The organism is Pedobacter nutrimenti (assembly GCF_003208655.1).
Classification (GTDB): Bacteria; Bacteroidota; Bacteroidia; order Sphingobacteriales; family Sphingobacteriaceae; genus Pedobacter; species Pedobacter nutrimenti.
This window is the reverse complement of record NZ_QKLU01000003.1, coordinates 108,351-132,679: the sequence shown is the minus strand read 5'-3', so window position 1 is coordinate 132,679 and position 24,329 is coordinate 108,351. Positions and strand designations below refer to the sequence as shown.

Here is a 24,329-nt window from a genome sequence, read left to right as displayed (position 1 = left end):
ATGCTGCAAAACTTATGGCACAGGTTTTTCTCATAATGTCAATGAGTTTATAACAAAAAATTAAAGGGATTTGTTCTGTTTTTTTTCGAGCCAAGCCAATAACCTAAGATTCCACCAGTTGAGTGATATTACAAATCTGGGGAAGCACTTGAAAAACTGCTAAGAAGGTAAGGAGAATTTTTGTATGTACAGCTTCGGCATGAACTGAATGGGAAGGGCTATTGCTATGTTGTGACCAGTAGTGAACCTATCTCTTGAAATTAAATTCCTCCTTTATCTTGCAGAGAATTTATTTTACAAGATTTCTCCTAAAATTACAATTGTATCACCTGATCTGGTTATGCGAATTTTGATTTACCTACGACAAGAAAGAAAACGAGATAACAATGATATTATTAAAACAGCACCCTAAATGAAAATAGATTTAAATAAATTTTACAAGTCGGTTATACCATCGATAAAGTGTAGGTAATAAGTATATTATATATAATAGCCTTATTATAATCTTCGGCAACATGTTTAGTTAGTATAAAACACGTTATTACCAACATCATACTAAGAAGATTACTTTATATCGAAATTAAAACGATCTGACCATCCTAGCACCTATTGAATCATAGCTATAACTGGGCATAATCATTGACGTGCTGGTTCGACGTGAAGAGAAAACTTTTTTTATCTTTGGATATAACCAATATGACAAACGAGTTGAAAAAAATCCTATTCCAGCTCCGGTAACTACGTCACTCAACCAATGTTTGTTATTATACATTCTTAAATAAGCTGTACTGAGAGCGGTAGCATACCCGAGAACCGGATAAACTGTCGATGCACGACCATATTCTTGATTCAGAAGTTCAGCGGAAGCAAAAGCCTCTGCTGTATGTCCGGAGGGGAAGGAATTACTGGTTCCATCTGGGCGTGGTAGTTTGGTACTTCTTTTTAAGCTTTGAACAGTGATATTAAGGATTATATTAGATAGGAGGTAAATACCACTCTGATCAACAGTCGAGCTTTTTCCTTTTATTCCAAGTCCACTTAGCACAAAGACTGAGGCGCCAGGGGCGAACTGCAGATAGTCATCCAATCGAAGCCGACTATGTGGATGTTCGAGCGCAAATTCCTTTCTTGCCAGTATATCAAGATCATTCAGGCTGTGACTGCCAAACTTAGCAAATCCATAGGCTATGCTTGCTGAAGCACCTATAGCAGTATAGGGTGACATCTTTACTCTGAATCCTGTATCATACATTTTAGCTTTGTAATTGGATGAATCAATCTGTTCAGCGCCAGACATCTGGGCTAACGTCGTTGTACTAGCTAAAATAAGCCAAACACAACAATATATAATGAGTTTATTCATAATTTTCTTGATGATGGTTATAAAATCAATATAGATATGGTAAATAAAATTCTCATTCAGTTTATAATCTTAAAAAGACAATTGTGATAAATATCATAAGGTATGTAATAAGATAATAAATTGTGGAGATCGTAATGTTTTCTCCTACAAGATCATCCAATTGAACCGTTCATTAGATATATCCCAACAAAAATATAAGTTGGTCATGTTATGATAGATTAATGAGTAGCATATACATATAAAAAATAAACAAAAGTTAGTGATCATTAATCATGTTCTTCATCCAAAAACAACATAAGCAAAGAAAAATAGTAGTGTAGAAAAAATAATTTTATTCCGTATATTAGTAGTACTTTTTATTGAAAACTAAACAATGTCAGATTTCTTTGCCCATCTTGTTTCAGAATTTTGCGAAACAAAAACAAGCTATATATGCTGTGTAGTTGACGTTGCTTTACTCGTTATCCTAGGCTTATTTTTGTATGGTATAATTGTCAAATGGCATAAAAGGCGAACCGTCTAACCGCATTTCATAATCGAGGTGAATCATTCGTCCCTTATTGGGCAATTCAACGTATAACAGAAATTGAAGATTAAAATTGAATAATTGCAATTTAAAGAACTATACTTTTAAAAAAATGCTTAGATAGACCGCACCTTAGTGTCTACATTGCACCAATTTTACTCACGAGAGAGTTTCATTCTCATTTTTTTTGTTTTTATTTTTCTTATCCTGCCTGCTCTGAATTTTAATGGTGTAATTCCTGTAACCCGTTTAAACTGGTAAGAAAGATGAGGTTGGCTTGCAAATCCCATTTTTTTTGATATGTCTTTGAGGCTAAGCTCATTTTGAAATAGTAATTCCTTGACCCGTTCAATCTTTTGAAGGATAATATAATGCTCTAAGGTAATTCCTGCTACTGAAGAAAAAAATTTACTGAGACGATCATGAGTATAGTCCTCTTGTAATTGGCTTAATATAATTTGGTGCCAATCTTGTTTTTGTGAAAGGGTATCTGCGTTATGAATACTTGTTATAATAATAGTTTTTATCTTTTCTATAATATAACTCTTCTTAATAATCAGTAAGCCTAATCCATATTTCTGCAATTCGGTGTCAAACTCATTTTTTGATTTGCCACTTAAAACTTCCTTTACTTTTGCTTTGCCTAAATCCACGTAAAGTGGCGTCCACCCTGCCTTTTCCAATTCCATTCTTACGACATAGATGCAGCATTTGCATACCATGTTCTTGATGTATAACTCTGTCATTTAGTTTTGTATAAAATATTTCCACTTTTTTAATAACAGCAATAGGGGCCGTTTTATAACAACCAAAAGATGTGATGTTATAGGACGCCATCTAAGTCGTCGGAATGTGTTTCAGCGAAATTTAAGCTAAATCAATTTCTTTAGCTAAATAAACATCTTGAATAGTGCGAAGGAATTTTACCCCTTCTTCAAAAGGCCGTTGAAAAGCTTTGCGTCCTAATATTAATCCCACTCCTCCAGCTCTTTTATTGATGACTGCGGTTTTTACTGACTCTATTAAATCTGTTTCACCTTTAGATTCCCCTCCCGAATTTATAAGGCCTGTTCTGCCCATATAGCAATTGATTACCTGGTAACAACATAAATCTATGGGATGATCAGAAGCCAATTCACTATACATCCTGGGATCACTTTTTGAAAAGTTAATCGCCGTAATTCCGCCATTGTTTTCAGGCATTTTCTGTTTTATGATATCTGCCTGAATGCTTACTCCCAAATGATTTTCCTGTCCTCTAATATCAGCAGCAACCTCATAATTTACATCCTCCTTCTTGAACCTGTTATTCCGGGTGTAGCACCATAAAATACAGTCCATACCTAATTGATGTGCCCGTTCAAAAGCTTCTGCTACTTGTACAATCTGTCGACTTGAATTTTCAGAACCAAAATAGATAGTAGCTCTAACGGCGACTGCTCCCAAATTCCAGGCCTCCTTAAAAGAGCCAAACATGATTTGGTCATATTTTGTAGGATAGGTAAGCAGCTCATTATGATTGATCGAGAGGTAACAAGTTTTAGTGAGTCTGCCATGAGCATATAAAGTACTTAAACTGCGCAATACCTTAAGGTTCCTATTGCTTAAAGCAAATACTTTGTCTACAAAATCAGGAGAAGGTATATGAAGTAAATCTTTAGACAGTGTTTTACTTTTATACCCAGGAAGGTTTTCTGCTTTCTGTCCAAGCAGTTGTTCTACATCATGACATTTCATAATAATAATGTTTAATGCCAATTAAATTATGAGTTGACGTTAAATAGAAAATAACCTTTTTAATATAAATAGATAAGGTTATAAAATTTTTGGATCTTTTCATACGAATTGATTTACAGGAATTTTACCATTTTTGAAAATTAAATATAATCCAATAAGGATAAGGGGAATGCTTAGAACCTGGCCCATATTAATAGGCATTGCGTTTTCAAAGGATTCCTGATTTTCTTTATAAAATTCCACAATAAAACGAACTGAAAAAACAAGAACCAGGAATAATCCAAACAGAAAACCTCGATTAAATTGTTTATTCTTTTTATTATAAATTATCATCATGATGCAGAAAACTATCAAATAACCAAATGCTTCATACAATTGAGTGGGATGGCGGGCCAGGCGGTCTACTCTCGTAAAAACAAAAGCCCATTTGCCATTAAAGGGTTTACCAATTATTTCAGAATTGAACAAATTCCCCAAACGAATAAAAAAGCCCGCTAGTGGAACAACAATTGCAAGCCGATCGGCTATCCAAAAGAAAGATTGATGGTATTTCCTGCAGTAAAAAAACAAAGCAGTAAGAATGCCTATTGCACCCCCATGGCTTGCAAGTCCTTGAAAGCCGGTGAATTCAAAACCGGTTTTAGGATCAACGCGAAAGGGTAATATGATTTCAAGAAGATGGTTTTGATAATAACCAAACTCATAAAAGAAAACCTGACCCAGCCTCGCCCCGATTAAAGTGCCAAGAAATACATAAATTGTAAGTGTACTTAATAAATCTACAGAAACATTTTCTTTTGTATAAATTTTAACAAGGATGAGATAGCTGAAATAAAAAGCTAGTCCAAAAAACAAGGAATAGTATCTTATACCGAATCCTCCAATTCGAAAAATTTCCGGATTAATATCCCAATAAATCTGAAGCAAGAAACCACTTAACATAAATATTTATTTAAAATTATACAATGATTTTATTATTCATGGGCTTTGGACTTATTAGCGAAGTACTTCTCACTATTAAGAATCAATAAAACAAAACCATTTTCTAGAAGTCCATCTTCTACAAATCCACATTTTTTATATGCTGAAAGTGATGCATAATTTTCTTTGTAAACCTCAATGAATAATGCTTTTAATTTTTGATAGGAGAAGGCATAATCGGACACAAGATTAATGGCCCTCTTCGCTATGCCCTTTCCCCATAGCACCTTTTCTCCAATAAGCACCGAACACCTTGCCTTTTGATCGGCAATATTTGTTAATTCAACATTTCCGATATGCTGGTCTGGAGAATTCAGGCAAATGGCAAAGCATTTATCTGTCGTTTTTTCTAACGTATATTTTATCCAGCTAACTTCCGACTCCAGTTCAGTGCATTTACTCCACTCTTCGCGTGTATGTCGCCATAAGTCAGGGTCGTTGCGCCATAAAAAAGATTTTTCAGCATCACTGATTAATAAAGGCCTGATATAGATCGAATAATCCATCTGCTTTAATTTTTTATTTTTCTTTGTTATTTTATTTTCAACAAACCGGCATTGATCGCTACAACAACCGTACTTACACTCATTAGAACCGCACCAGCAGCTGGACTCAATAAAATCCCCTGATTGTAAAGTACCCCAGCTGCTAACGGCAGGGCAATGAGGTTATAGCCAGTAGCCCAGATTAAGTTTTGAATCATTTTACGGTAAGTAGCCTTCCCAAAAAGAATCAAGCTAACAACATCTTTAGGATTGCTATTTACGAGAATAATACCAGCAGTTTCGGCGGCAATGTCACTTCCACTACCAACTGCGATACCTACGTCAGCTTGTGCTAGTGCAGGAGCATCGTTTACTCCATCACCCGTCATTGCGACGAACTCTTTTTTCTCCTGTAATTCTTTTATTTTCTCCAATTTTTGATGAGGCAGAACCTCTGCAAAAAATCCATCCATACCCAATTTGTCACTTACGGATTTAGCTACCTGCTTATTATCTCCTGTCAAAAGAATAGCTTTAATCTTGTGATCGTGAAGTGTTTTAATAGCTTCAGCGGATTCAGGGCGAATCATATCCGACAGTGCAATATAACCAACCAAGTGGTTTTCGATGATGACGAACACTACAGTTTCATTTTCATTGGCGTTGAAGTTTTCAGGTAAGGGTATATCCTTTTCTTTAAGATAACCAGGACTGACTACTTTAACTTCTTTACCATCTATCTTGGCCTGGACACCCTGTCCGGTAATCGCCTGGAAATCGTTCGCCTCCGGAACGGCAATTGCACGTTCTTTTACGATAGCCATAATTCCTGTAGCGATAGGATGTTCTGAATTTTTTTCCAGGGCTGAGGCAGCCCTTAACACACTGTCTTCCTTGATTCCTTCTTCCAAAATGACAATCCTTGAGACCTCGAATTTCCCCACAGTCAATGTACCGGTTTTATCAAAAACAATAGTTGAGATTTTTCGGGAATTTTCAAAGGCGGTTCGGTTTTTAATCAACAGTCCATTTTTAGCCGAAAGGGCTGTTGATTTGGCAACAACTAATGGCACTGCCAATCCTAATGCATGTGGGCAACAGATAACAATCACTGTTACCATGCGTTCAATTGCGAAGGCCAATGGTTCCCCACTTAACCACCAAAAAAGAAATGTACCTATACCGGCGATCAAAGCAATAATTGTTAGCCATTTGGCTGCTATATCTGCCAGTAATTGGGTTTTTGATTTAGTTTTTTGGGCATCTTCCACCAACTTCACTACCTGTGAAAGGTAGGATTCCGCGGCTGAATGGAGTACTGTCACTTTTAACGACCCGTTTCCGTTGAGAGAGCCTGCAATTACCTTATCACCTTTTATTTTTTGCACCGGTTTGGATTCCCCAGTTAGCATAGATTCATTTAAATAACTATCTCCCTCGATGATAATACCATCGGCGGCTACTTTTTCTCCGGGCTTAACCAAGATCACATCATTCTCTCTCAATGTATCGGTTTGTACATCTTCAGTATGACTGTCTTTTATCAGATGCGCGCCTGCAGGCATTAACTGGACCAATAATTCCAATTCTCTCGACGCCCCGGCTACAGATCTCATTTCAATCCAATGTCCTAAAAGCATAATCAGGATAAGGGTTGCCAATTCCCAAAAAAAGTCCATGCCTTTTAATCCAAAAACAACAGCTACACTATATATATAAGCTACTGTTATAGCAAAGCCAATCAAAAACATCATACCAGGTGTCTTTACTTTGACCTCGTCTACCAGACCTTTTAGAAAGGGCCAGCCTCCATAAAAGTATACAACAGAAGAAAGTGTTAATAAAATGTAGGAAGAACCAGTAAACTGCCAATCAACCCCAATAAACTTCTGAATCATAGCAGACAACAATACTATTGGAATAGTGAGAAGCAGGACGATATAAAACCTCCCTTTAAAATCAGCGATCATCATAGCGTGATGATTATGACCTTCAATACCCATTTTAGGATTAGCCCCATCTTTCATTGCACTATGATCCATTTTACTATGACTTGAACCTGCTGTCATATCGTGACCAGCATGCTTATTTTTGGACGCCGATTTAGAAATGCCCATTTCAAGTTCTTCGTGTTTGTGTTCCATGGCCTTTATTTTATACGATTTCAAAATTCAGCATCATGCCGCTATCCTCATGTTCGAGGTTATGACAGTGTAGAACATATTTCCCTTTAAACTGAGAGAAAGCAGTTATTACTTTCACTTTTTCACCAGGCATTAGCAACACTGTATCTTTCCATCCTTTTTCAGTAGCAATTAATTTTCCTCTACCCCCTATTCTTTCTAAAAACTGAAAATGATTGCCATGAAAATGCATAGGATGTATTTCATCTCCTTTACTATTATCAAATTCCCATATTTCTGTTGCTCCTGCGGTAATCGTTTCATTAATAACATTTGCATCGTAAGCAATACCATTAATGGTGTGCATGCCCATCTTCATTTTATTCTTTTCTTTTTGATCCATAGACATCTTTTTTTCGCCATGCATGGAAGCGTTACTGATATCAAATGTTCTTATTTTTGTAGCAGAGGAAGGATTAATTTTTGTTATGGCTGATAAAGTATTTGGTAAGGTGAATGTTTCGTTAGTTTTTGGGCCTGCTTTAAACTTCATAATCCTGAACGCATCTTTACCCTGTACGCCCCCACCATTAAATGTTTCACTTTGAAGAAAAATTTCTTTATTTACTTCCTGGGTAAAATCTACAAGCAAATCAACTCTTTCACCGGGTGAGAGCAAAATGTTTTTTACAGATTCGGGTACAGTCAATAACCCTGCATCTGAACCTATTACAAAAAATTCCTGTTCATTACTGAAGGCGAGGTTATACAACCTGGCATTAGAACCATTAATGATACGTAAACGATTCCACCCTGCTTTTACATCTTTGTAAGGACTGTATGCACCGTTCACTAGAATATAGTCCCCAAAAAAACCTGTCATTATTTCTTCATCCGTAGGAGCATAATCAAAATCGCCACTATTTTTAAAACGCCTGTCCTGAATTACAAAAGCGATTTCACTATCTCCAGTTGGTAGTTTCAACGCAGCCTCTTCTTCATCTCTTATGATAAAAAAACCAGCTAAACCTTTCATTACCTGTTCCGCTGTTAATCCATCAGGATGTGGGTGATACCAATAGGTGCCGGCTCTTTGATTGATACTGAACTGGTATTTAAACGTGCCTCCTGGCCCTGTTACATGTGAAGGAAAGCCATCCATTTCGGGTGGTATAATAAGCCCGTGCCAGTGTATGTTAGTAGCCTGCTGTAACGAATTGGTAAACCGAAGATTGATTATATCACCCTTATTTACGACAAAGGTTTTACCTAACATACCATCGTAATAACCATATACATTTGTTTTCTTCCCTTTTAATATTTCAACCTGCGTCTGCATTGTTTCAAATGCAGATGTGTTTTTTTAATCAAATAAAGGAGGGGATGGAAGTAGGGTATCAAAACTACCATTAATAACATTTAGACTTTGGGCCTTAGCATTATTTATACTTTGACCATCACAGCTTTGCATTAACCAGGAAATTCCTCCTATTGATGTAAAGACACTGCCAGCTCCTGTAAGCTTAATAAATTGGTTGCGTTTCATAATAATTATAGAGATTATAGAGATGAAATTATATAGTTGTCAGTATTTATATTTTTAAGTCCTCCATTACTAATAACCCAATTGACCAAATCCACCAAATATGATGGACCGGTCAACGAGGGATCCTATATAATTATTCTCGTGTGTTCCAGAACTTTATAAGGATTTGTTTCATAACAATAAATTAATGATTAACATTTAATTCTGCGTTAGTTTTATTTTTGTGATTTATATAAGCATCTAGGGCTTTTTTGCCAAAACGGAAAAATACAACTGGTGTAACAATCATGTCAAGCATTGTACTACTAATTAATCCGCCCAAAATCACTGTCGCAACCGGGTATAGAATCTCCTTACCTGCAGCAGTAGCATCCATGGTAAGAGGAATTAAAGCTAAAGCAGCAACAAGTGCCGTCATTAATACTGGTACGAGCCGTTCCAGGGAGCCACGAACGATCATATGCTTACTAAATTCTTCACCTTCATGTTCTACCAAATGGATGTAATGTGAAATCATCATAATTCCGTTTCTGGATGCAATCCCTGTAAGGGTAATGAAGCCTACCATAGTCGCAATAGAAAATATTCCACCAGTTAAAATAACGGCCACCACACTTCCGATCAATGCAAGCGGGATGTTCAGCATGATCTGCAAAACAATACGCGATGAATTAAAGTGACTGTAAAGCACCAGGAATATACCTGCCAAAGAAAATATGCTCAAGATCATAATTAATTTGGAAGCTGATTGCTGACTTTCAAATTGTCCACCATATTCGATATAATACCCCTGTGGCAACTGTAATCCTGTCTTAATCTTTCCCTGTAATTCCTGAACGGTACTTCCTAAATCACGTCCTTGTACGTTCGCTGAGATCACTATCCGGCGCTGAGTATTCTCATGGTAAATTGAATTTATACCATTTTCAAACTCAATTTTTGCAATTTGTTTTAAAGGGATCAGAGAACCGTTAGGTAATGAGATTTGGGTATTACGAATAGCCTCTACATTGTTCCTGGTACTATCATCTGTTCTTAGGAGTAAATCAAAGGTCTTCTGTCCATCTAAAATTTGGCTGAGAACCTTTCCATTGTAAAAAACCTCAAGATCTTCAGCTACTTTTCCCACCTGTAACCCATATTGCTGGATAGCCACACGATCTAGCCTGATCATTAGTTGAGGGACTAGAACCTGTTTTTCAATTTGCACATCCACAACTCCAGGCACTTTAGTAATAATATCCTGTATTTTAGACGCATTACCCCTAAGTTCCGCCAAATCATTTCCAAACACCTTAATAGCGATCTGAGCTCTTACCCCAGAAAGCAGGTGATCCAGTCTGTGTGAAATAGGTTGTCCGATATTAACTGTTACACCTTTGAGGGTTGAAAGCCGTTCTCTTAAATCCGCAAGAATTACTTCTTTAGAACGTTTGATTTCCGATGGATCTCTCAAGGCTACTTCAATCTCAGAATTACTCGGTGGTTCTGCATGTTCGTCCAATTCAGCACGTCCGGTCCTTCTGGCAGTGACCAATACTTCCGGAACTTTTAGCATTTGTTTTTCAGCAACGGCACCCACTTTATTAGCTTCTTCCAGTGATGTACCAGCCGGCAATGAAAGGTTTACCGTGTAGCTGCCCTCGTTAAATGGAGGTAGGAATTCTGTCCCAAAGAATGGAATGATACTCATAGCAGCTACAATTAAAAATATAGCCGAACCGATAACTATTTTGGTATGATTTAGTCCCCAATTCAGCAATTTGGTGTCCTGTCGTTTTAAAAAACGCACTAAAGGACTGTCATGTTCATCCGGATTATAGGGTTTATTATCCGATTCTTCTGTAATCTCTTTAGGGTCCTTTTTCTTCCAGAACTTCAAATTCACATGTTTTAATGCCTTTTCAGATCCCATCAGATAACTACATAAAGCTGGGGTTACCGTTAATGAGACAACTAATGAGGCAATAATAGAGGTAATGTAAGCAATGCCAAGGGGAGCAAAAATCTTACCTTCGATACCTTGTAAGTAGAACAATGGAAGAAAAACAAGTACAACAATAATTGTGGCGTAAACGATTGAATTTCTAACTTCACTACTTGCCTCGTATATAACCTGCATTAACGGACGTGGGTGTTCACTTGCCCAATTTTCCTTTAAACGCCGGTATACGTTCTCTACATCGACAATTGCATCATCTACCAGCTCTCCAATGGCAATTGCCAAACCTCCAAGTGTTAGGGTATTTATAGAAATCCCAAAGGATTTAAAAATAATTGCCGTAATAATTAAAGACAGTGGAATAGCTGTTAAGGTAATAATCGTAGTGCGGAAATTAAGCAGAAACAGGAATAAGATAATGACAACAAGGATAAATCCGTCCCTTAAAGCGTCTTCAACATTAGTTAAAGAGTTTTCAATAAAGTGTTTTTGCTGGAAAACATCAGTATTTATCTTCACATCCTTAGGCATCGTTAACTGCATCTCGGCGACTGCCTTTTTAATTTCCTCAGTAAGTTCAACTGTATTTCCATTAGGCTGTTTTTCAATACTCAAAATCACAGCAGGATTACCATTTAACGAGCCATCGCCACGTTTTAAAGTAGGACCATATTTTACTTGAGCAATTTGTTTAAGCAGCACTGGAGCATTATTCTTATTCGCCACTACAGTATTCCCAATATCATCAAGTGAGCTTGCATTAGCCCGGGCTATATTCCTGATCAAAACTTCAGAACCCTGGTTATTAAAAAAGCCTCCTGTTGTGTTCAGATTGGTGAGGTTTAATGCAGCATCTACCTGTTCGATAGATAGCCCATACTGGCGTAGCTTATCCGAAGATAACAGAACCTGATATTGCATTCTTTCCCCTCCAATCGGGATGACCTGGGAAATTCCCTTGATGCTCATGAGCCTTCTACGGATGGTAAAATCGGCCAGAGTCCGCACATCCATTGGGCTAGTTTTTGTGCCGGTAACAGCAATAAGCATAAACTGCCCCATTACAGAACTGATTGGTCCCATAACCGGTGTTATCCCTTTCGGCAATTGCACGGTCTGTAGTTTTTCAGCTGTTAACTGACGGGCCCGATAAACATCCGTGTTCCAATCAAATTCGACAAAGACCAAGCCTAGGCCTGGTGATGCGACTGAACGAACAATTTCTACACCAGGAGAACCATTTAAGGCTGTTTCTGTGGGTAATAGTACTTGCGCTTCAATTTCTTCTGGAGCCATACCATTTGCTTCCAGGAATATGGTTACCCGTGGCCTATTTAGATCCGGCAACACATCAACCGGAAGACTTGTTACGGTGTAAATTCCATATATCATTAATAAAGCCGCACCTGCAATAACAAACAGGCGGTTTCGTAATGAAAAAAGTATTAATTTGTTTAACATAACTATAATTTCTTTGCAAAAAACCAATCTAACAGACAGACAGACTGCCTAGTCATAAAGCTTTTACATCTTTTAAATGATTCGTTATAACAGGAGGGCAGCCTAAGCCATCCTCCTGTTAATTTTAGTGTTTGTGACCTGCACCATGATGATCATCATCCTTATGATCATCAGCTTTCTTATTGAGGTCAAAAGATGCAGAAGCAGTCTTACCGTTGGTTTTAATCGTTACAATAGCTTTATTATATTTTTTTGTTTTATCCAACATATACATAAAGCTGTCTTTTCCCATCGTCTTAAGGGTTTCTTTACTAATTTTTCCATCAGCGGTTTGAATGGTTGCCGTTGCGGTAGCTCCGGCTATACTCATGGTTTTTTCACTGCCATCGAGTAAGTAAACCATTACCATACCATCTTTTACTACAGCTTCCATATGGAAGCCAGTTCCAGCTGATTTAACGTCTCCGCCATGTGGTGAGCCATGTTTGTGATCTTCCTGAGCAAATAAACTTGTTGCTACAAGCAACAATGCGCTTAATAAAAATGTTACTTTTTTCATGATTTTTTTAAATTAAAGTGTTTATAGTTGTTAATAATTAATGTTTCATTCCTTCCATACCCTCATCTGCTTGCTGCTTGCTGGCACCTTGCTTTACATTTAGCACAAAATCAGTAGTATGCACCTTGCCTTTAGATTGGAATTGTATCCAACCTCTGTATAAACCTGGTTTTTCAAATGTGGTATGCAAATCAAATTTTCCGTTTTCAATTCCTGGATGTACATGCAGATATTCCTTATCTTTTAGGCTAATGACAACCATGTGTGCTTTGGCTCCTAAATAATCTTCCAAAGTTGAAGGATCTACATCTTTACCGTTTTGCTTTAATACTGCGCTAAGGTGCACCTGTACATTTGTCTCTAACTTTCCACCTTCTGGTAAAAGGGTAACAGAAAAACCATCACTTGAGGTAGCGGTTAATTTGTCCGCACCGTATTTTCTTTCAGCGGCCTTCTGACCTGTTACGTTCACATTTAGTTTGTCGACCGTATGATTTCCTCCTGAAGGTTTAAAATCTGCAAAAAGGGTATAGTTGCCTCCGACTGGAAATTTGGTATTTACCTTATAGGTTCCATCAGCCCCATATTCGGGATGTATATGATCGAAATAAGAAAGATCATCACTAACCACGATCAGGTGTATTTTTTTTGTATGTTCATCCTGTAAAGGAACCAGTTCCTTTTCTTTACCTTTTATTTTAGGAGTCATCGTTAAAGTTACCTCTTGGTTAGGTGTTACAGAAGACGGGGCAGTTTTAAAATCCATGTAGTAATTAGCCGTAGTAGATGTACCTGCATTGTCATTATGTTCCAGTTTCATACCACACTTAGGGCAGCTATCACCTTCCTTTCCAGTTACTTCCGAGTGCATCGGACATGCGAAAACATGATCTTTAGTGGCATGACTACCTTCGGCAACGACCTCTTTGGCAGAGGCTGTTTTTGTATTAGGATTACAGGCCGCAAGGATAAGCGAGCTGGAAAACGCAACACCAAGTGCTACCAATTTAATTTTGTCCATTCTGTTTTTTATATTTTTTAACATAATTATTCTTTTTTGGCCCCGCTCGTACTGGCAGCCTCCAGGGAGTTTAACATACACTAAATCGGTAGACCTATTTCTTTTGGTATCATACCCCGCCTTGACAACAGCCTGTTGTATCTCATCCAGGCTAATTGTATGCGTATCGTATATTACTGTAAGTATTCTCGTTTCTACGTTTTAATCCGCTTTTTTGATGCCATCTATTTTAATGAACTTTTCAATTCCTGCTTTACACATCTCACAATTTCCCTAACTTTAATGGAAGTTGTTTTTTCGTGCCATCAAAAAAAAGAGGTCAGAAAGGTTAAAGCGATCAATAGCGTTTTCATAATTATAAATCTAATCGGACCTATTTTGCATTTCGTGATGAGGAATGAGTAGACTTAATTTTCCAGCCCTGTTGCGTTTTTTCCAACACCGACGTCGCTACCCCTCTTTTTTTAATTTCTCTTCCATCTCTTAACGTAATTACGTAGACGTACTTTTCAGTACCAAACGCAAAATTGCCGTCCAATTCAACCTTAACGGTGTAATCATTAAACTTGAATGATTTGAACTCCTTCAGTTCCGGACCTAGGTGATGTTCAAGATAAGTATCAATTGTACCCTCAACACTACCTGATTCAACAATTTCGGAATTTTTAACAAAAAGTTCTGAAATGCCTGAAACTGATAAATTCTCGATAGATGATTTGTAACTGTTTAATACTTTTTTTACCGCGTCTGTGTCGGACGTTTGTGAATAACCCTTTATAACGATGGCGATTAACAAGCTAAAAATAAATGCTGTTTTTTTTATTTGAATTTTCATATTAGGTCTATTGGTTTAAGTACATGGTTTTCATTTGGTAAGTGCCGGCATCTACTATCTGGGCGCCTTCTTTGATTCCTTTTAAGATTGTTGTAAAGGAGCCATTATCAGTTCCTTTTTGGATATAACTTATGGTGTAACTTTCAGGAGTATCTTTTACGAAAACAGCAGGTTTGCCATTCACTTCAGTAATCGCCGAATTTGGTATCACCAACTGGCTTGAAGTCTGACCCGAAAACACTCTTACAGAAATATTTTGACCAATTTTAAAATCACCTTCAGCATCAGTTAGCTCAAATATGTATTTCTGGGTTTGATTTGCATCATTGACAGATTGAGCTGTAGATATCAGTTTAAGTTTACCTTTCACAGAAGGATCTGTGCTGTTGATTGCTAAAATTTCACGTGCATTTTTGAGTACCTGTACGTCTTTACTGTAAATTTGTGCCTCAATAAAAACTTTAGAAAGATTGGTAACAGAAAAAAGCGTTTCACCTGCATTAACTGTAGCGCCTATAGCAAAATTAAAACTTCCTACTACTCCATTAATTGGCGAAGTAAGACTTACCAGTTTACTGTTTCCATTTCCTGATGAACCTAGCTGTCTAAGCAACTTGCGGTTACTTTCTGCACTTCTAAAACGTGCTTCTGCTTCTTGAACATCCTTTTTTGCAGCAATATCTGAGATTGTTTTTAAACGGTCGTATTGTGCTTTGGCAGCATTATATTCAGCTTCTGCGTTGTTACGTTGAGTAAGCAACCCAACCTGAGTTCCTGCATCGATGCTTTGTTCAATAATTGCAAGGACTTGTCCTTTGCTAACCTTTTGGCCAACTGTAGTCCGAAGAGAGACTATTTTACCTGTCTGAGGGGATTGGATAACTGCCATACCTCCGGTTGAAGGGATAACTGTACCCAGAAACTCATTGGAACCCAAAAAATCAGCTTTTTTAGCATTTACAGTTAATATATTGAATAGGAACTGAGTTTCTTTGGGAACCGTAAAGGTAGTACTTGAGCTTGCGGCCTGCGGTTTCTTAGCTCCATCTCCATGATCTTCACCACCATGCGCAGAAATTGTTGTTGTAGATAGCGGTAAACTTAGTAAAAGGAGAAATGTTGCTGCATATTTGGGCTGAATTCTGCGTTTTCTTATTCCAAAAACGATTAGAACAATTATAGCCCCAATGCCCATTCCAACCAACACCATTAGAATGTTGTTCCTTGAAAATACCCCTTCTTCATGAGGTATTTCGGCTACATGAAATTCTTTTCCTACTTCCACGTTTTCAAGAACCATCAAATCCGGCCCATTTGAAGAGTTAATTGAGATATTAAGGGAATATGCCTTATTGGCCGGAAATTTCCCAGTCACCAGATAGATTCCGCTTTCTAAGTGCTTAATCACGAATTTTTGGTTTGCATCTTCCGCCATCGAAATGTCAATTGTAGCGTCGTCGATCGCTTTATTGGTTTTAAAATCGCTAACATAGAGATGCATACTCACATCTTTACCTCCTTTAATAGGCTCATACTTAAGGAGTAGCTCGTACTGCTCCGAATTTGCCACAGAGGTAAAATAAGAAGCAGCAACAGGTGCCGACTTAGCGCCTCCTCCGTGATCCTCACCACCATGAGCCAAACCTAAAAATGGGAGGAATAATAATATAATTAACAGCTTTTTCATAATTTTCCAGATAAATAATTTATGGTTATAATACTTTGGTTCACATTTTTAAGTGCATCCAAATACTTTTGTTTGATTACGTAGGCGTCATTGATGTTCCGTAGGTAATTGATATAGTCAGTTTCTCCACTGGTTAGAAATCGTTTGGACGTAGTGATGATCTCATTTGATTTTTTTAAACCAACATTCTGATAATAGCTTAAGGACTGATTATTAACAGCTAGCTCATTCTGCACCTGCAATAGCTGTACTGTCAATTGTTGTTGTAAACCAGCAGTACGCTGCTGATTCGCCGCAAGTTCAGTACGGGCAGCATTTATATTGCCCTTATATTGCCAAAACCAAAGTGGAAAGTTCAATCCGAACTGAAACCGCATTTTTGTAGGAGTATTTTTGTCAGCTGGATTCATATAACCAAAGGAAAGGCCTGGAAGTACTTTACTCCGTTGAAGTTCGAGGTTTTTCTGACTAATTTTTTCGATCTGTTTGAAAATTCCGACTTCTAAATTTTCATTAAGTAAACCTGGACTAGTGTCAGCGCGGTTAAGGAAAGGAGACTTGTATTCACCTAATGGCACCACCTTAGTACTATCATTTATCCCAGTAATATACCTTAGCTGATTGATGAGTGCCGAGTAATTTAATTTGGATTGTTCATATTGATTGTGCACCTCTCCATACTGGGTCTCGACAAAAGTTTTTTGCAAATAATCAATTTGACCTGCATCGAATTGACGTTGCGCTGAAGAAGCCAGTTTTCTATAAATTGTATCCTGAACGTAGAGCTGCCCGCTTAAAGAGTCAATATATTGGATATTGAGATATAAAGACCTCACCTGATATGCTATTTGGACATCAGTAAAAGATTTTTGAGTTTGTGCTAAACCAACTTGCTGATTTTGTAATTGGTATTGTTTCGCATATACAAGAGGAAACTCCAAAGATTGAGTTACTCCGCCAGTATATCTTTCACCTGATGGACTTTGAAGAAGAAACTGGGGATTAGGCAGATTAATAGCACTTTTTAACAGTTGTTTTTGCTGCTGAATATTTAGCAAAGCAGCTTCTGCATTTTTACTGTTTTTCAATGCTTTAGCAACAGCGTCATTTTCAGATAAAACTGTCTGTGCCTTTAATCCAGTTATAGACGCTGCAAAGACAGCGATAAATAAAATTTTTTTGATTAACATAATAAATTTCTACATAATGAGTAATCTATTGCTCCATATTGAGGCAATAAAAATTATACGTAGAGCATCGCTCTACATGACATTATGTGAAACTCAGATTAAGAAAGAACTTATAGAAACCCTTATATCGACTGATGAAGGCGGTTTTCTATAGGTTGCAAAAATTGTTGTTTTTGATTTCGCACGCACTACCTGAAGATTTGGCGAGAAAAATTGAGGTAAAATAAAATATACCGGAACCTTTAAATCTGTATTTCCGGCAGAAGATATGTTTTTAGCCGATAAATTAAAGGTATTCACATCATCCTTACAGCATGCGTGTTCTTTAGCAGTTAAATTTTGTAAAGAAGCAAGCTTAAGTAAGCTGCTTGTTGCTTTATCTGCTGAGTGATGATGATCATTTGAATGTGTATGAGTACCGTGTTCATGGGCCTCAACCTCAGAAGAATCAAAATCCGGACTTAAATGTAAAGCACACGCAACTCCTACTACTGTATTGAGCAGAAATATAACTAAAAGAAATAGTGCTTTACCTTTCATATGCTGTTCGCAAATATACATACTAATATTAGTATTATTTTATAGAATTCCTAATATTTCTTACATCTTATTGTAATTCTCAGGAATTTAACAGTTTTTAACAGAATTATTTAGCGTCAACAGAATCCCATTGACACTAAATAATCCGATGAAATTGAAAATTACTATTTAATTGTTTCTTTTACTGAGCCGCAGGTCAACATGCTTTCCCCAAAATAAGGATTTCGAATCTCTTTAGAATTGCTAACCCAATCAGCCCCTTTATCATTTAGTGCCATTGGGCAGTGAGATATATAAAGTTCGCCGCTATCCACACCCGCCTTTTTCAATAGGGAAATAAATTCACTACTTAATGACGCATAGGTAGTTCTTTGTGCTTCGATATCCTTACTTTCTGTAATCTCTGCAGCAGCTTTAGCTAAAGTTGCACCTCCATCAATTTGTTTTGCACCAATTTCAATTGCTGAGGCGGCAACTTTTGCTTCTGCTGTATTATCATTAGTAAGGGCAGTGGTCAAATGTATATAATGCTGATACACTGCGTTTAGTTTATCGTCTTTTATTTTAACTGAAGCTGTTAAAGCTGAAGATACAGCTGCCGGAGCTTCTTGGCTGTGGTCATGGCCTTCATGGCTATCTTCTGTCTTCTGATTGCTGTTACATGCCGCCATTAGAACGACCATGCCTAATAAAAAAATAGATTTCATACCTGTTTTCATCATTTTAATTGTTTAAATATACTTAGTTTTCGTTTTACATTTTCATTCCCGCCATTGGGTTTTTGCCTTTTTTGAGGATATACTCGCTGTAGAGCAGGTACGCTCCAGTGATCACTACCTGGTCGCCGGTCTTCAATCCTTCCTTGATTTCTACCGCATCAAAGCTTTCCATACCAATCTTAACCATTTGTGGTTCAAACTTTCCCTTGGATTTTTCTATCCATACATGCGTTCCTTTACCATCCCGGATCACCGCATCAACCGGAAGGCTCATTACGTCCCCCTTACTACCCGAAGGTACAAATACATTGGCCTGTAAACCTGGTTGCCACTGATGATTTGGATTAGGAATGGAGCCCCTGAGCTGGATCACCTGCGAACCAGAATTAAGTTCAGGGTTGATGAATCTTACCGTCATCATTTGCGGCTGATCTTCCCAGCCTGGGATCACCACCTTAAGGCTCTGCCCATCTTTAATACTTCCAACTTCTGAAGGATACATATCAGCTTCTACCCACAGGGACTGATAACCTTCCAAACGCATAATCGGGCTTCCTTCGGATACATACTGACCTTCTGTTACCGAGAGTTCTGCTACCATACCATTTCCTGGCGAAGTATAGGTAATGTAAGGATCAGTCTTTTTACTGGTCCCGAGCTGCCTGATTTGGCTTTCTGATTGTCCATAAAGACTCAATTTTTGTTTTGATGATTTCAGCAATTGGACAAAAGTCTGGTCATTCGGAAATTGTGCTGACTGTACCATAGCCAAGAGATATTCCTCCTGTAAGGTAACCAGCTGCTCCGAATAAATTTTATACAATGGCTGGCCTTTCGAAATCTGTTCCCCAGTCTGGCGCACGTATAAACGTTCCAATCTGCCCGCAACCCTGCTGGATATATATTCCGTTCCTTCAGGATTAACAACCAGACGGCCATTCAATTGTTTGAATGCATTAAATCCATTTAAACCAACTGCCATTGTAGTGATATTGGCCAAAGCTCTTTGGCTCTCATTAAGATTTAAAGCTGCTTCAGCAGCATTTTTTTCAAAAGGAACCAGGTCCATTCCACAGATGGGACACGTACCAGGTTTGTCCTGAACAATCTGAGGGTGCATTGGGCAGGTGTAGGTCTTTGTTTTACCCGCCGATTTTTTTTGTTTTTTATTTCCATCAGTGCAAGCAGCAACAAACAAGGAGGGCATCAATGTTACAATTGCAAACTTCCTGATAAATTCTTTCCTTTCCATTTGATTAATCTCCTTTGCTTTCTGTTTTTATAAAACTTTCACTATCAATTAGGTAATAAGCATTTCTGGCAATTTCCCAACCGTTAAGCTCATCCAGAACCTGTATCTGATTATTTTGAACAATACCAGTTTTCACTGTTTTGGGAATGAAAACTTTCCCTACCTTTTTAAAAATTATAGACCTATTCCCAGTGGAAAAAACTGTTTCTTTTGGCAGCCAATATCCTTTCCCGCTTAAAAACGGAAACTGGCCTGTTACCAATTCGCCAACCTGCAAGTGGTCTTTTTGGAGGTAAACTCTTGCCAATACAAAATTCTCACCAGAATTAAATACAGGTTGTATAAGACCAATGTTGCCCGTCAGGCTTTCCTCTTTATTTGCCGTTCTTTGAATAATCACTTTTGCCTTTTTATTCAGTTGTGAGGCAACCTGCGGAGTAAGTGAGAATTCTGCGACCAGATCACCTGTACGGTAAATAGTAAAAATACTCTGTCCTGCACTCAGATATTGCCCCTCTCGTAGCAGGACTGGTGAACTTACCGGAGTTGAAGCTGCTTGGCTGGCAGAAGTACCACCTCCCGAAGTCATATTGTCCATACCTGCTGAAGCAGATGCAGCGGACTTTGGAGCAGGTGCATTTGCTACGCTTGCCGCTGCCTGCTTTTCCAAAATATATCCCGTAGCATTGCTGTAAACAGGAATCCTATACGAGATATCACCTGTGCGTATTAACCTGCCAATCTGGGCCAGGTTCATGCCCAGGAGCATTAGCCGTTGCTTTGCCGATTCGAGCATTTGGTCCTGGTTTCCAGAACGCTCGATCATTAACAGCTCACGTTGTGCGGCGGCAAGATCGGGGGAATATAATTCCAGAATCAGCTGGCCTTTTTTAACAGGTTGGTAATTGTATTTGATGTACAGTTTTTCAATACGCCCTGAAACACGGCTGGCCAGGTTAACCTGGTTTCGGGTATCATAGGTTACCCGTCCCTGGACTTCCCGGATGTATATTCTTGAGCCTTGCCCCGCATGAATCACTGGAATACTGGCAACGACCTGTTCATTCACTGGTTTAAGTAAATAATTCAAGCTGGTATCCACTTGGGCATGCTGTTTATGGCTGGAATTATCTTCCGGCTTCTTATTCTGGCAGGCTGCTAAACTGATCCCTGTCAGTAACACCAGCAACCTAACGATATAATTCCTTTTCATAATCAACAATCATTTGGTATAACTTCATTTTTTCATCCAGAACCGTGTTTTGCATCATGGTCAATGCTTCCCACGAGTTGATTACTGCAGTGAGCTGTAGTTTATTCTCCTGGTAATTCACGAAATCAGCATCCATGGTTTTCTTCAGCGCAGGGATGATCTTTTCTTCCATCGCAGTTATTCTTTTCTGCATGGATTGTATTTCATATTGCATCCCATAGAGCATACCCTGGCTTTCCTGCAACATCCCTGCACGTTGTTTTTCCATCGCCTGTATTTCATAATTCATGGCCTTAACCTCTGATTTATACATTTTTGACGACCAAGGCACAATAGGAACACTTATCATTCCCATCACACTATAGGCTTTGGGCATCATTTTACTTAAAGGAGACATGTGATCGAATCTGATCCTAAAATCGGGTTTAGCCTGGGCCCTCATGGCTGTTATCCCCAGTTTCATGGAACGAATGTTTTGTTCCATCTGTACTATATCCTTACGCTGACCAGCAAGAAGAGCCGTGTCGATTGAACTTTCAGCAAAAAACTGGGGGATATATGCGGTATCAATTTCAAGATCCTGATTACCGGGCAAATTCATCAGGCTATTCAGCCAGGCCTTCGCTTTGGAGATATCCCCCTGCTGCATTCTGATCATATTCTGGTTCTCTTCGATTTTAGCGTTAGCTCTAAAAACGCCTGATAACTGCGATTGATTGTAGGGATAACGGATCTGCTCAATTTTTTTCATCATCTGCATGATCTTATCGTTCTCGCGAAATACTTGAATGCGCTGACTAGCCACAATCCAGGTATAATACAAACGCTTTGCCTGTGCCTTAAAATCATTCAGCGCGATGCCCTTTCCAGCTAGTTCTACAAGACCTTTAGATTCGATATATCGTCTTTGAGCATTTAACTTACCTGGATTTGGAATATCCTGTTCCAACTGGAACATAATGGAGCCTTTGTCCCGTTCGTCCATTACTTCAATTCCGGGATAAGGAGTCATAAAAGTCCCAACCCCTACCATTGGTGCCATCCAGGCTGTTCCTGCTTTTGCCTTATGTTTAAAACTTTCTGCCTTTAAAGCATAAGTCTGCAGCAGAAGGTTATTCCTTTCAATTCGTCGCAAAACAGTATCTAAACTTACCGGACTTTGTTGTGCTAAAAGCTGGAAAGGTAAAACAGCCAGCACTAATCCGATTTTTTTAATGTTGAGCATCGTGTACCTCCAGTTTTCCGTATTTCCTTAATTCGTATTCTTTTGACATTAAAAAGATCAATGGCGTCACTAATAAAATGTGAGTGGATGAGGTTAAAACCCCACCGATCATAGGCAATACAATTGGCTGCATCACATCGGAACCTACTCCGGTAGCCCACAATACTGGTATCAAACCAAAAAGAGATACACAGACAGTCATTAGTTTTGGGCGAAGTCTTTTAGCTGCTCCCCTGATTACAAATTCCCTAAGGTCATCTTTGGTAATGGTCTCACTTGAATTGCCCTTTAACTTGATAAGTTGAGTCATGGCATCATTTAAGTATATAACCATTACGATCCCTGTTTCTACTGCAATCCCAAACAGGGCAATAAACCCTACTGCAACTGCAACAGATAAATTAACACCCCAGAAGTAGATGATATAGGCTCCCCCGATAAGCGCAAAGGGGACGGTGATCAGACTTAAAAAGGCTTCTCTTAGTGAATGAAAAGCAAAATAAAGGGAAAAAAATATCACTAAAAGGACTATTGGAGCTATCCACAGCAGGGTTTGCTCACCGCGAATTAAATTTTCATATTGCCCACTCCATTCTAAAAAATAGCCTTCCGGCAAAATGCCATTGCTTTGATTTATTTTATCAATAGCTTCTTTTACTGTACTGCCCAAATCCCTGTCCCGGACATTAAACATAACTGCCCCCCTTAACAGGGCATTTTCAGAATTGATCATAGGAGGCCCATCTTCAAACTTGATATCTGCCACTGCCGATAAAGGGATTTCACCCATACTTGCAGATTGAATAGGAATCCGCCTGATACGCTCCACACTGTTTCTAAATTCCTGGGCTAACCTCACACTAATAGAAAAACGTTGCCTTCCTTCAATTGTATTACCAATGGTAGCACCACCTAAAGCAGACTCAACCGTTTGGTTGATATCATCAACAGTTAATCCATAACGGGATAACTCGGCACGCTTAACATCGATAGACAAATATTTGCCTCCGGTAATAGGGTCAACATACAGATCACTTATACCTTTGGTGCCTTCCAGTGCCAGTTTTACCCTTTCGGATACTGCCGCCAGTGTATCCAGGTTTTGCCCGTACACTTTAATCCCTACATCGGTACGAATACCTGTTGCGAGCATATTAATTCTGTTAATAATAGGCTGTGTCCAGCCATTAACTACACCGGGAATCTGGAGCTTTTTGTCCAGTTCATTGATAATGTCCTTTTTAGTGATTCCCTCTCGCCATTCTGTCTTTGGTTTCAGCATAATGATCGTTTCAATCATACTGATAGGTGAATTATCTGTAGCGGTACTTGCACGTCCAGCTTTACCTAAAACCTTATCGACCTCTGGCACGGATTTTATAATTTTATCCTGAACCTGTAAAATGCGTTTAGCTTCATTGTTGGAAACATCAGGTAATGTTACCGGCATAAAGAGGATACTTTGTTCATCTAGGGGGGGCATAAACTCGCTGCCCAGGTTTCTAAGTAATGGAATAGTGATCAATAAAGCAATAATGTTTATAGCAATTGTTGTTTTACGCCAGTTCAAAACAACCCGGATCACCGGTTCATAATATTTCTCTAAAAACCTATTCACCGGATTCGCATCATCAGGCCGAAATTTACCCTTCATAAAAAAGGAAATTAAAACTGGGGCTAAAGTAAGTACTAACAAAGCATCAACAATCAAGATGAATGTTTTGGTATAGGCCAATGGGTGGAATAATTTCCCCTCCTGACCTGTCAGCATAAATACAGGAAGAAAGGAGGTTATAATAATAACTGTAGCAAAAAACACCCCTCTTGACACTTGCTTACTTGATTTCTCGATAATTTGCAATCGCTCTTCTTCTGAAATCCAGTCAGGACTCTTTTTAAATAATTTTTTAAACCAAGTTTTCAT

General features: G+C 38.3%; 20 protein-coding genes. All 20 read right to left on the bottom strand.

Annotated features, from left to right (window positions below):
* Positions 1-580: 580 nt before the first annotated feature.
* The 20 genes from B0O44_RS08765 to B0O44_RS25290 all read right to left on the bottom strand — a co-directional run bounded on the left by B0O44_RS08765 (position 581) and on the right by B0O44_RS25290 (position 24,329).
* On the bottom strand, positions 581-1,363 hold the full coding sequence (locus B0O44_RS08765; protein WP_110829385.1) for a phosphatase PAP2 family protein: 783 nt from the start codon (positions 1,361-1,363) through the stop codon (positions 581-583).
* A gap of 681 nt (positions 1,364-2,044) precedes the next feature.
* Entirely contained in the window at positions 2,045-2,578 is a 534-nt protein-coding gene (locus tag B0O44_RS08760; protein WP_170123291.1) for a helix-turn-helix domain-containing protein, read from the bottom strand.
* 178 nt (positions 2,579-2,756) lie between these two features.
* On the bottom strand, positions 2,757-3,626 hold the full coding sequence (locus tag B0O44_RS08755; RefSeq protein ID WP_110829383.1) for a class I fructose-bisphosphate aldolase: 870 nt from the start codon (positions 3,624-3,626) through the stop codon (positions 2,757-2,759).
* Positions 3,627-3,725: 99 nt separating this feature from the next.
* Positions 3,726-4,568 carry a prolipoprotein diacylglyceryl transferase gene (gene lgt, locus B0O44_RS08750; RefSeq protein WP_110829382.1) on the bottom strand — a complete coding sequence of 281 codons (843 nt, stop codon included), beginning with the start codon at positions 4,566-4,568 and terminating at the stop codon, positions 3,726-3,728.
* A 32-nt stretch (positions 4,569-4,600) separates the two neighbouring features.
* A complete protein-coding gene (locus tag B0O44_RS08745) occupies positions 4,601-5,113 on the bottom strand; it encodes a GNAT family N-acetyltransferase (protein WP_110829381.1) in 513 nt (170 codons plus the stop codon).
* Positions 5,114-5,139: 26 nt separating this feature from the next.
* Positions 5,140-7,236: a copper-translocating P-type ATPase gene (locus B0O44_RS08740; RefSeq protein ID WP_110829380.1), complete on the bottom strand. Its 2,097-nt coding sequence runs from the start codon at positions 7,234-7,236 to the stop codon at positions 5,140-5,142.
* A 10-nt stretch (positions 7,237-7,246) separates the two neighbouring features.
* The gene (locus B0O44_RS08735; RefSeq protein WP_110829379.1) at positions 7,247-8,554 is read right to left on the bottom strand and encodes a multicopper oxidase family protein; all 1,308 of its coding nucleotides are present in this window, start codon (positions 8,552-8,554) and stop codon (positions 7,247-7,249) included.
* A gap of 24 nt (positions 8,555-8,578) precedes the next feature.
* Complete coding sequence (locus B0O44_RS24865; RefSeq protein ID WP_146229788.1) at positions 8,579-8,761, bottom strand: hypothetical protein; 183 nt, start codon at positions 8,759-8,761, stop codon at positions 8,579-8,581.
* 184 nt (positions 8,762-8,945) lie between these two features.
* The gene (locus tag B0O44_RS08730) at positions 8,946-12,164 is read right to left on the bottom strand and encodes an efflux RND transporter permease subunit (RefSeq protein WP_110829377.1); all 3,219 of its coding nucleotides are present in this window, start codon (positions 12,162-12,164) and stop codon (positions 8,946-8,948) included.
* A gap of 124 nt (positions 12,165-12,288) precedes the next feature.
* Positions 12,289-12,723, bottom strand: coding sequence for a hypothetical protein (locus tag B0O44_RS08725; protein ID WP_110829376.1), 435 nt, complete (start codon positions 12,721-12,723; stop codon positions 12,289-12,291).
* Positions 12,724-12,760: 37 nt separating this feature from the next.
* Positions 12,761-13,744 (bottom strand): heavy metal-binding domain-containing protein, encoded by a 984-nt coding sequence (locus tag B0O44_RS08720; protein WP_110829374.1) that lies wholly within the window; start codon positions 13,742-13,744, stop codon positions 12,761-12,763.
* 373 nt (positions 13,745-14,117) lie between these two features.
* Positions 14,118-14,579 (bottom strand): YybH family protein, encoded by a 462-nt coding sequence (locus tag B0O44_RS08715; protein WP_110829373.1) that lies wholly within the window; start codon positions 14,577-14,579, stop codon positions 14,118-14,120.
* Positions 14,580-14,586: 7 nt separating this feature from the next.
* The gene (locus tag B0O44_RS08710; RefSeq protein WP_110829371.1) at positions 14,587-16,266 is read right to left on the bottom strand and encodes an efflux RND transporter periplasmic adaptor subunit; all 1,680 of its coding nucleotides are present in this window, start codon (positions 16,264-16,266) and stop codon (positions 14,587-14,589) included.
* Entirely contained in the window at positions 16,263-17,456 is a 1,194-nt protein-coding gene (locus tag B0O44_RS08705; RefSeq protein ID WP_110829370.1) for a TolC family protein, read from the bottom strand. Before B0O44_RS08705 ends, B0O44_RS08710 begins: the two co-directional genes overlap by 4 nt.
* Before the next feature lie 93 nt (positions 17,457-17,549).
* Complete coding sequence (locus B0O44_RS08700) at positions 17,550-17,996, bottom strand: hypothetical protein (RefSeq protein ID WP_110829368.1); 447 nt, start codon at positions 17,994-17,996, stop codon at positions 17,550-17,552.
* A 164-nt stretch (positions 17,997-18,160) separates the two neighbouring features.
* Entirely contained in the window at positions 18,161-18,718 is a 558-nt protein-coding gene (locus B0O44_RS08695) for a DUF3347 domain-containing protein (RefSeq protein WP_110829366.1), read from the bottom strand.
* A gap of 31 nt (positions 18,719-18,749) precedes the next feature.
* Positions 18,750-19,967 carry an efflux RND transporter periplasmic adaptor subunit gene (locus tag B0O44_RS08690; protein WP_110829364.1) on the bottom strand — a complete coding sequence of 406 codons (1,218 nt, stop codon included), beginning with the start codon at positions 19,965-19,967 and terminating at the stop codon, positions 18,750-18,752.
* Between the two features lie 4 nt (positions 19,968-19,971).
* The gene (locus B0O44_RS08685) at positions 19,972-21,180 is read right to left on the bottom strand and encodes an efflux RND transporter periplasmic adaptor subunit (protein ID WP_110829362.1); all 1,209 of its coding nucleotides are present in this window, start codon (positions 21,178-21,180) and stop codon (positions 19,972-19,974) included.
* Positions 21,158-22,405, bottom strand: a complete 1,248-nt coding sequence (locus tag B0O44_RS08680; protein WP_110829360.1) for a TolC family protein — start codon at positions 22,403-22,405, stop codon at positions 21,158-21,160. Before B0O44_RS08680 ends, B0O44_RS08685 begins: the two co-directional genes overlap by 23 nt.
* Positions 22,392-24,329, bottom strand: coding sequence for an efflux RND transporter permease subunit (locus B0O44_RS25290; RefSeq protein ID WP_110829358.1), 1,938 nt, complete (start codon positions 24,327-24,329; stop codon positions 22,392-22,394). The genes B0O44_RS08680 and B0O44_RS25290 overlap by 14 nt, the downstream gene beginning before the upstream one ends.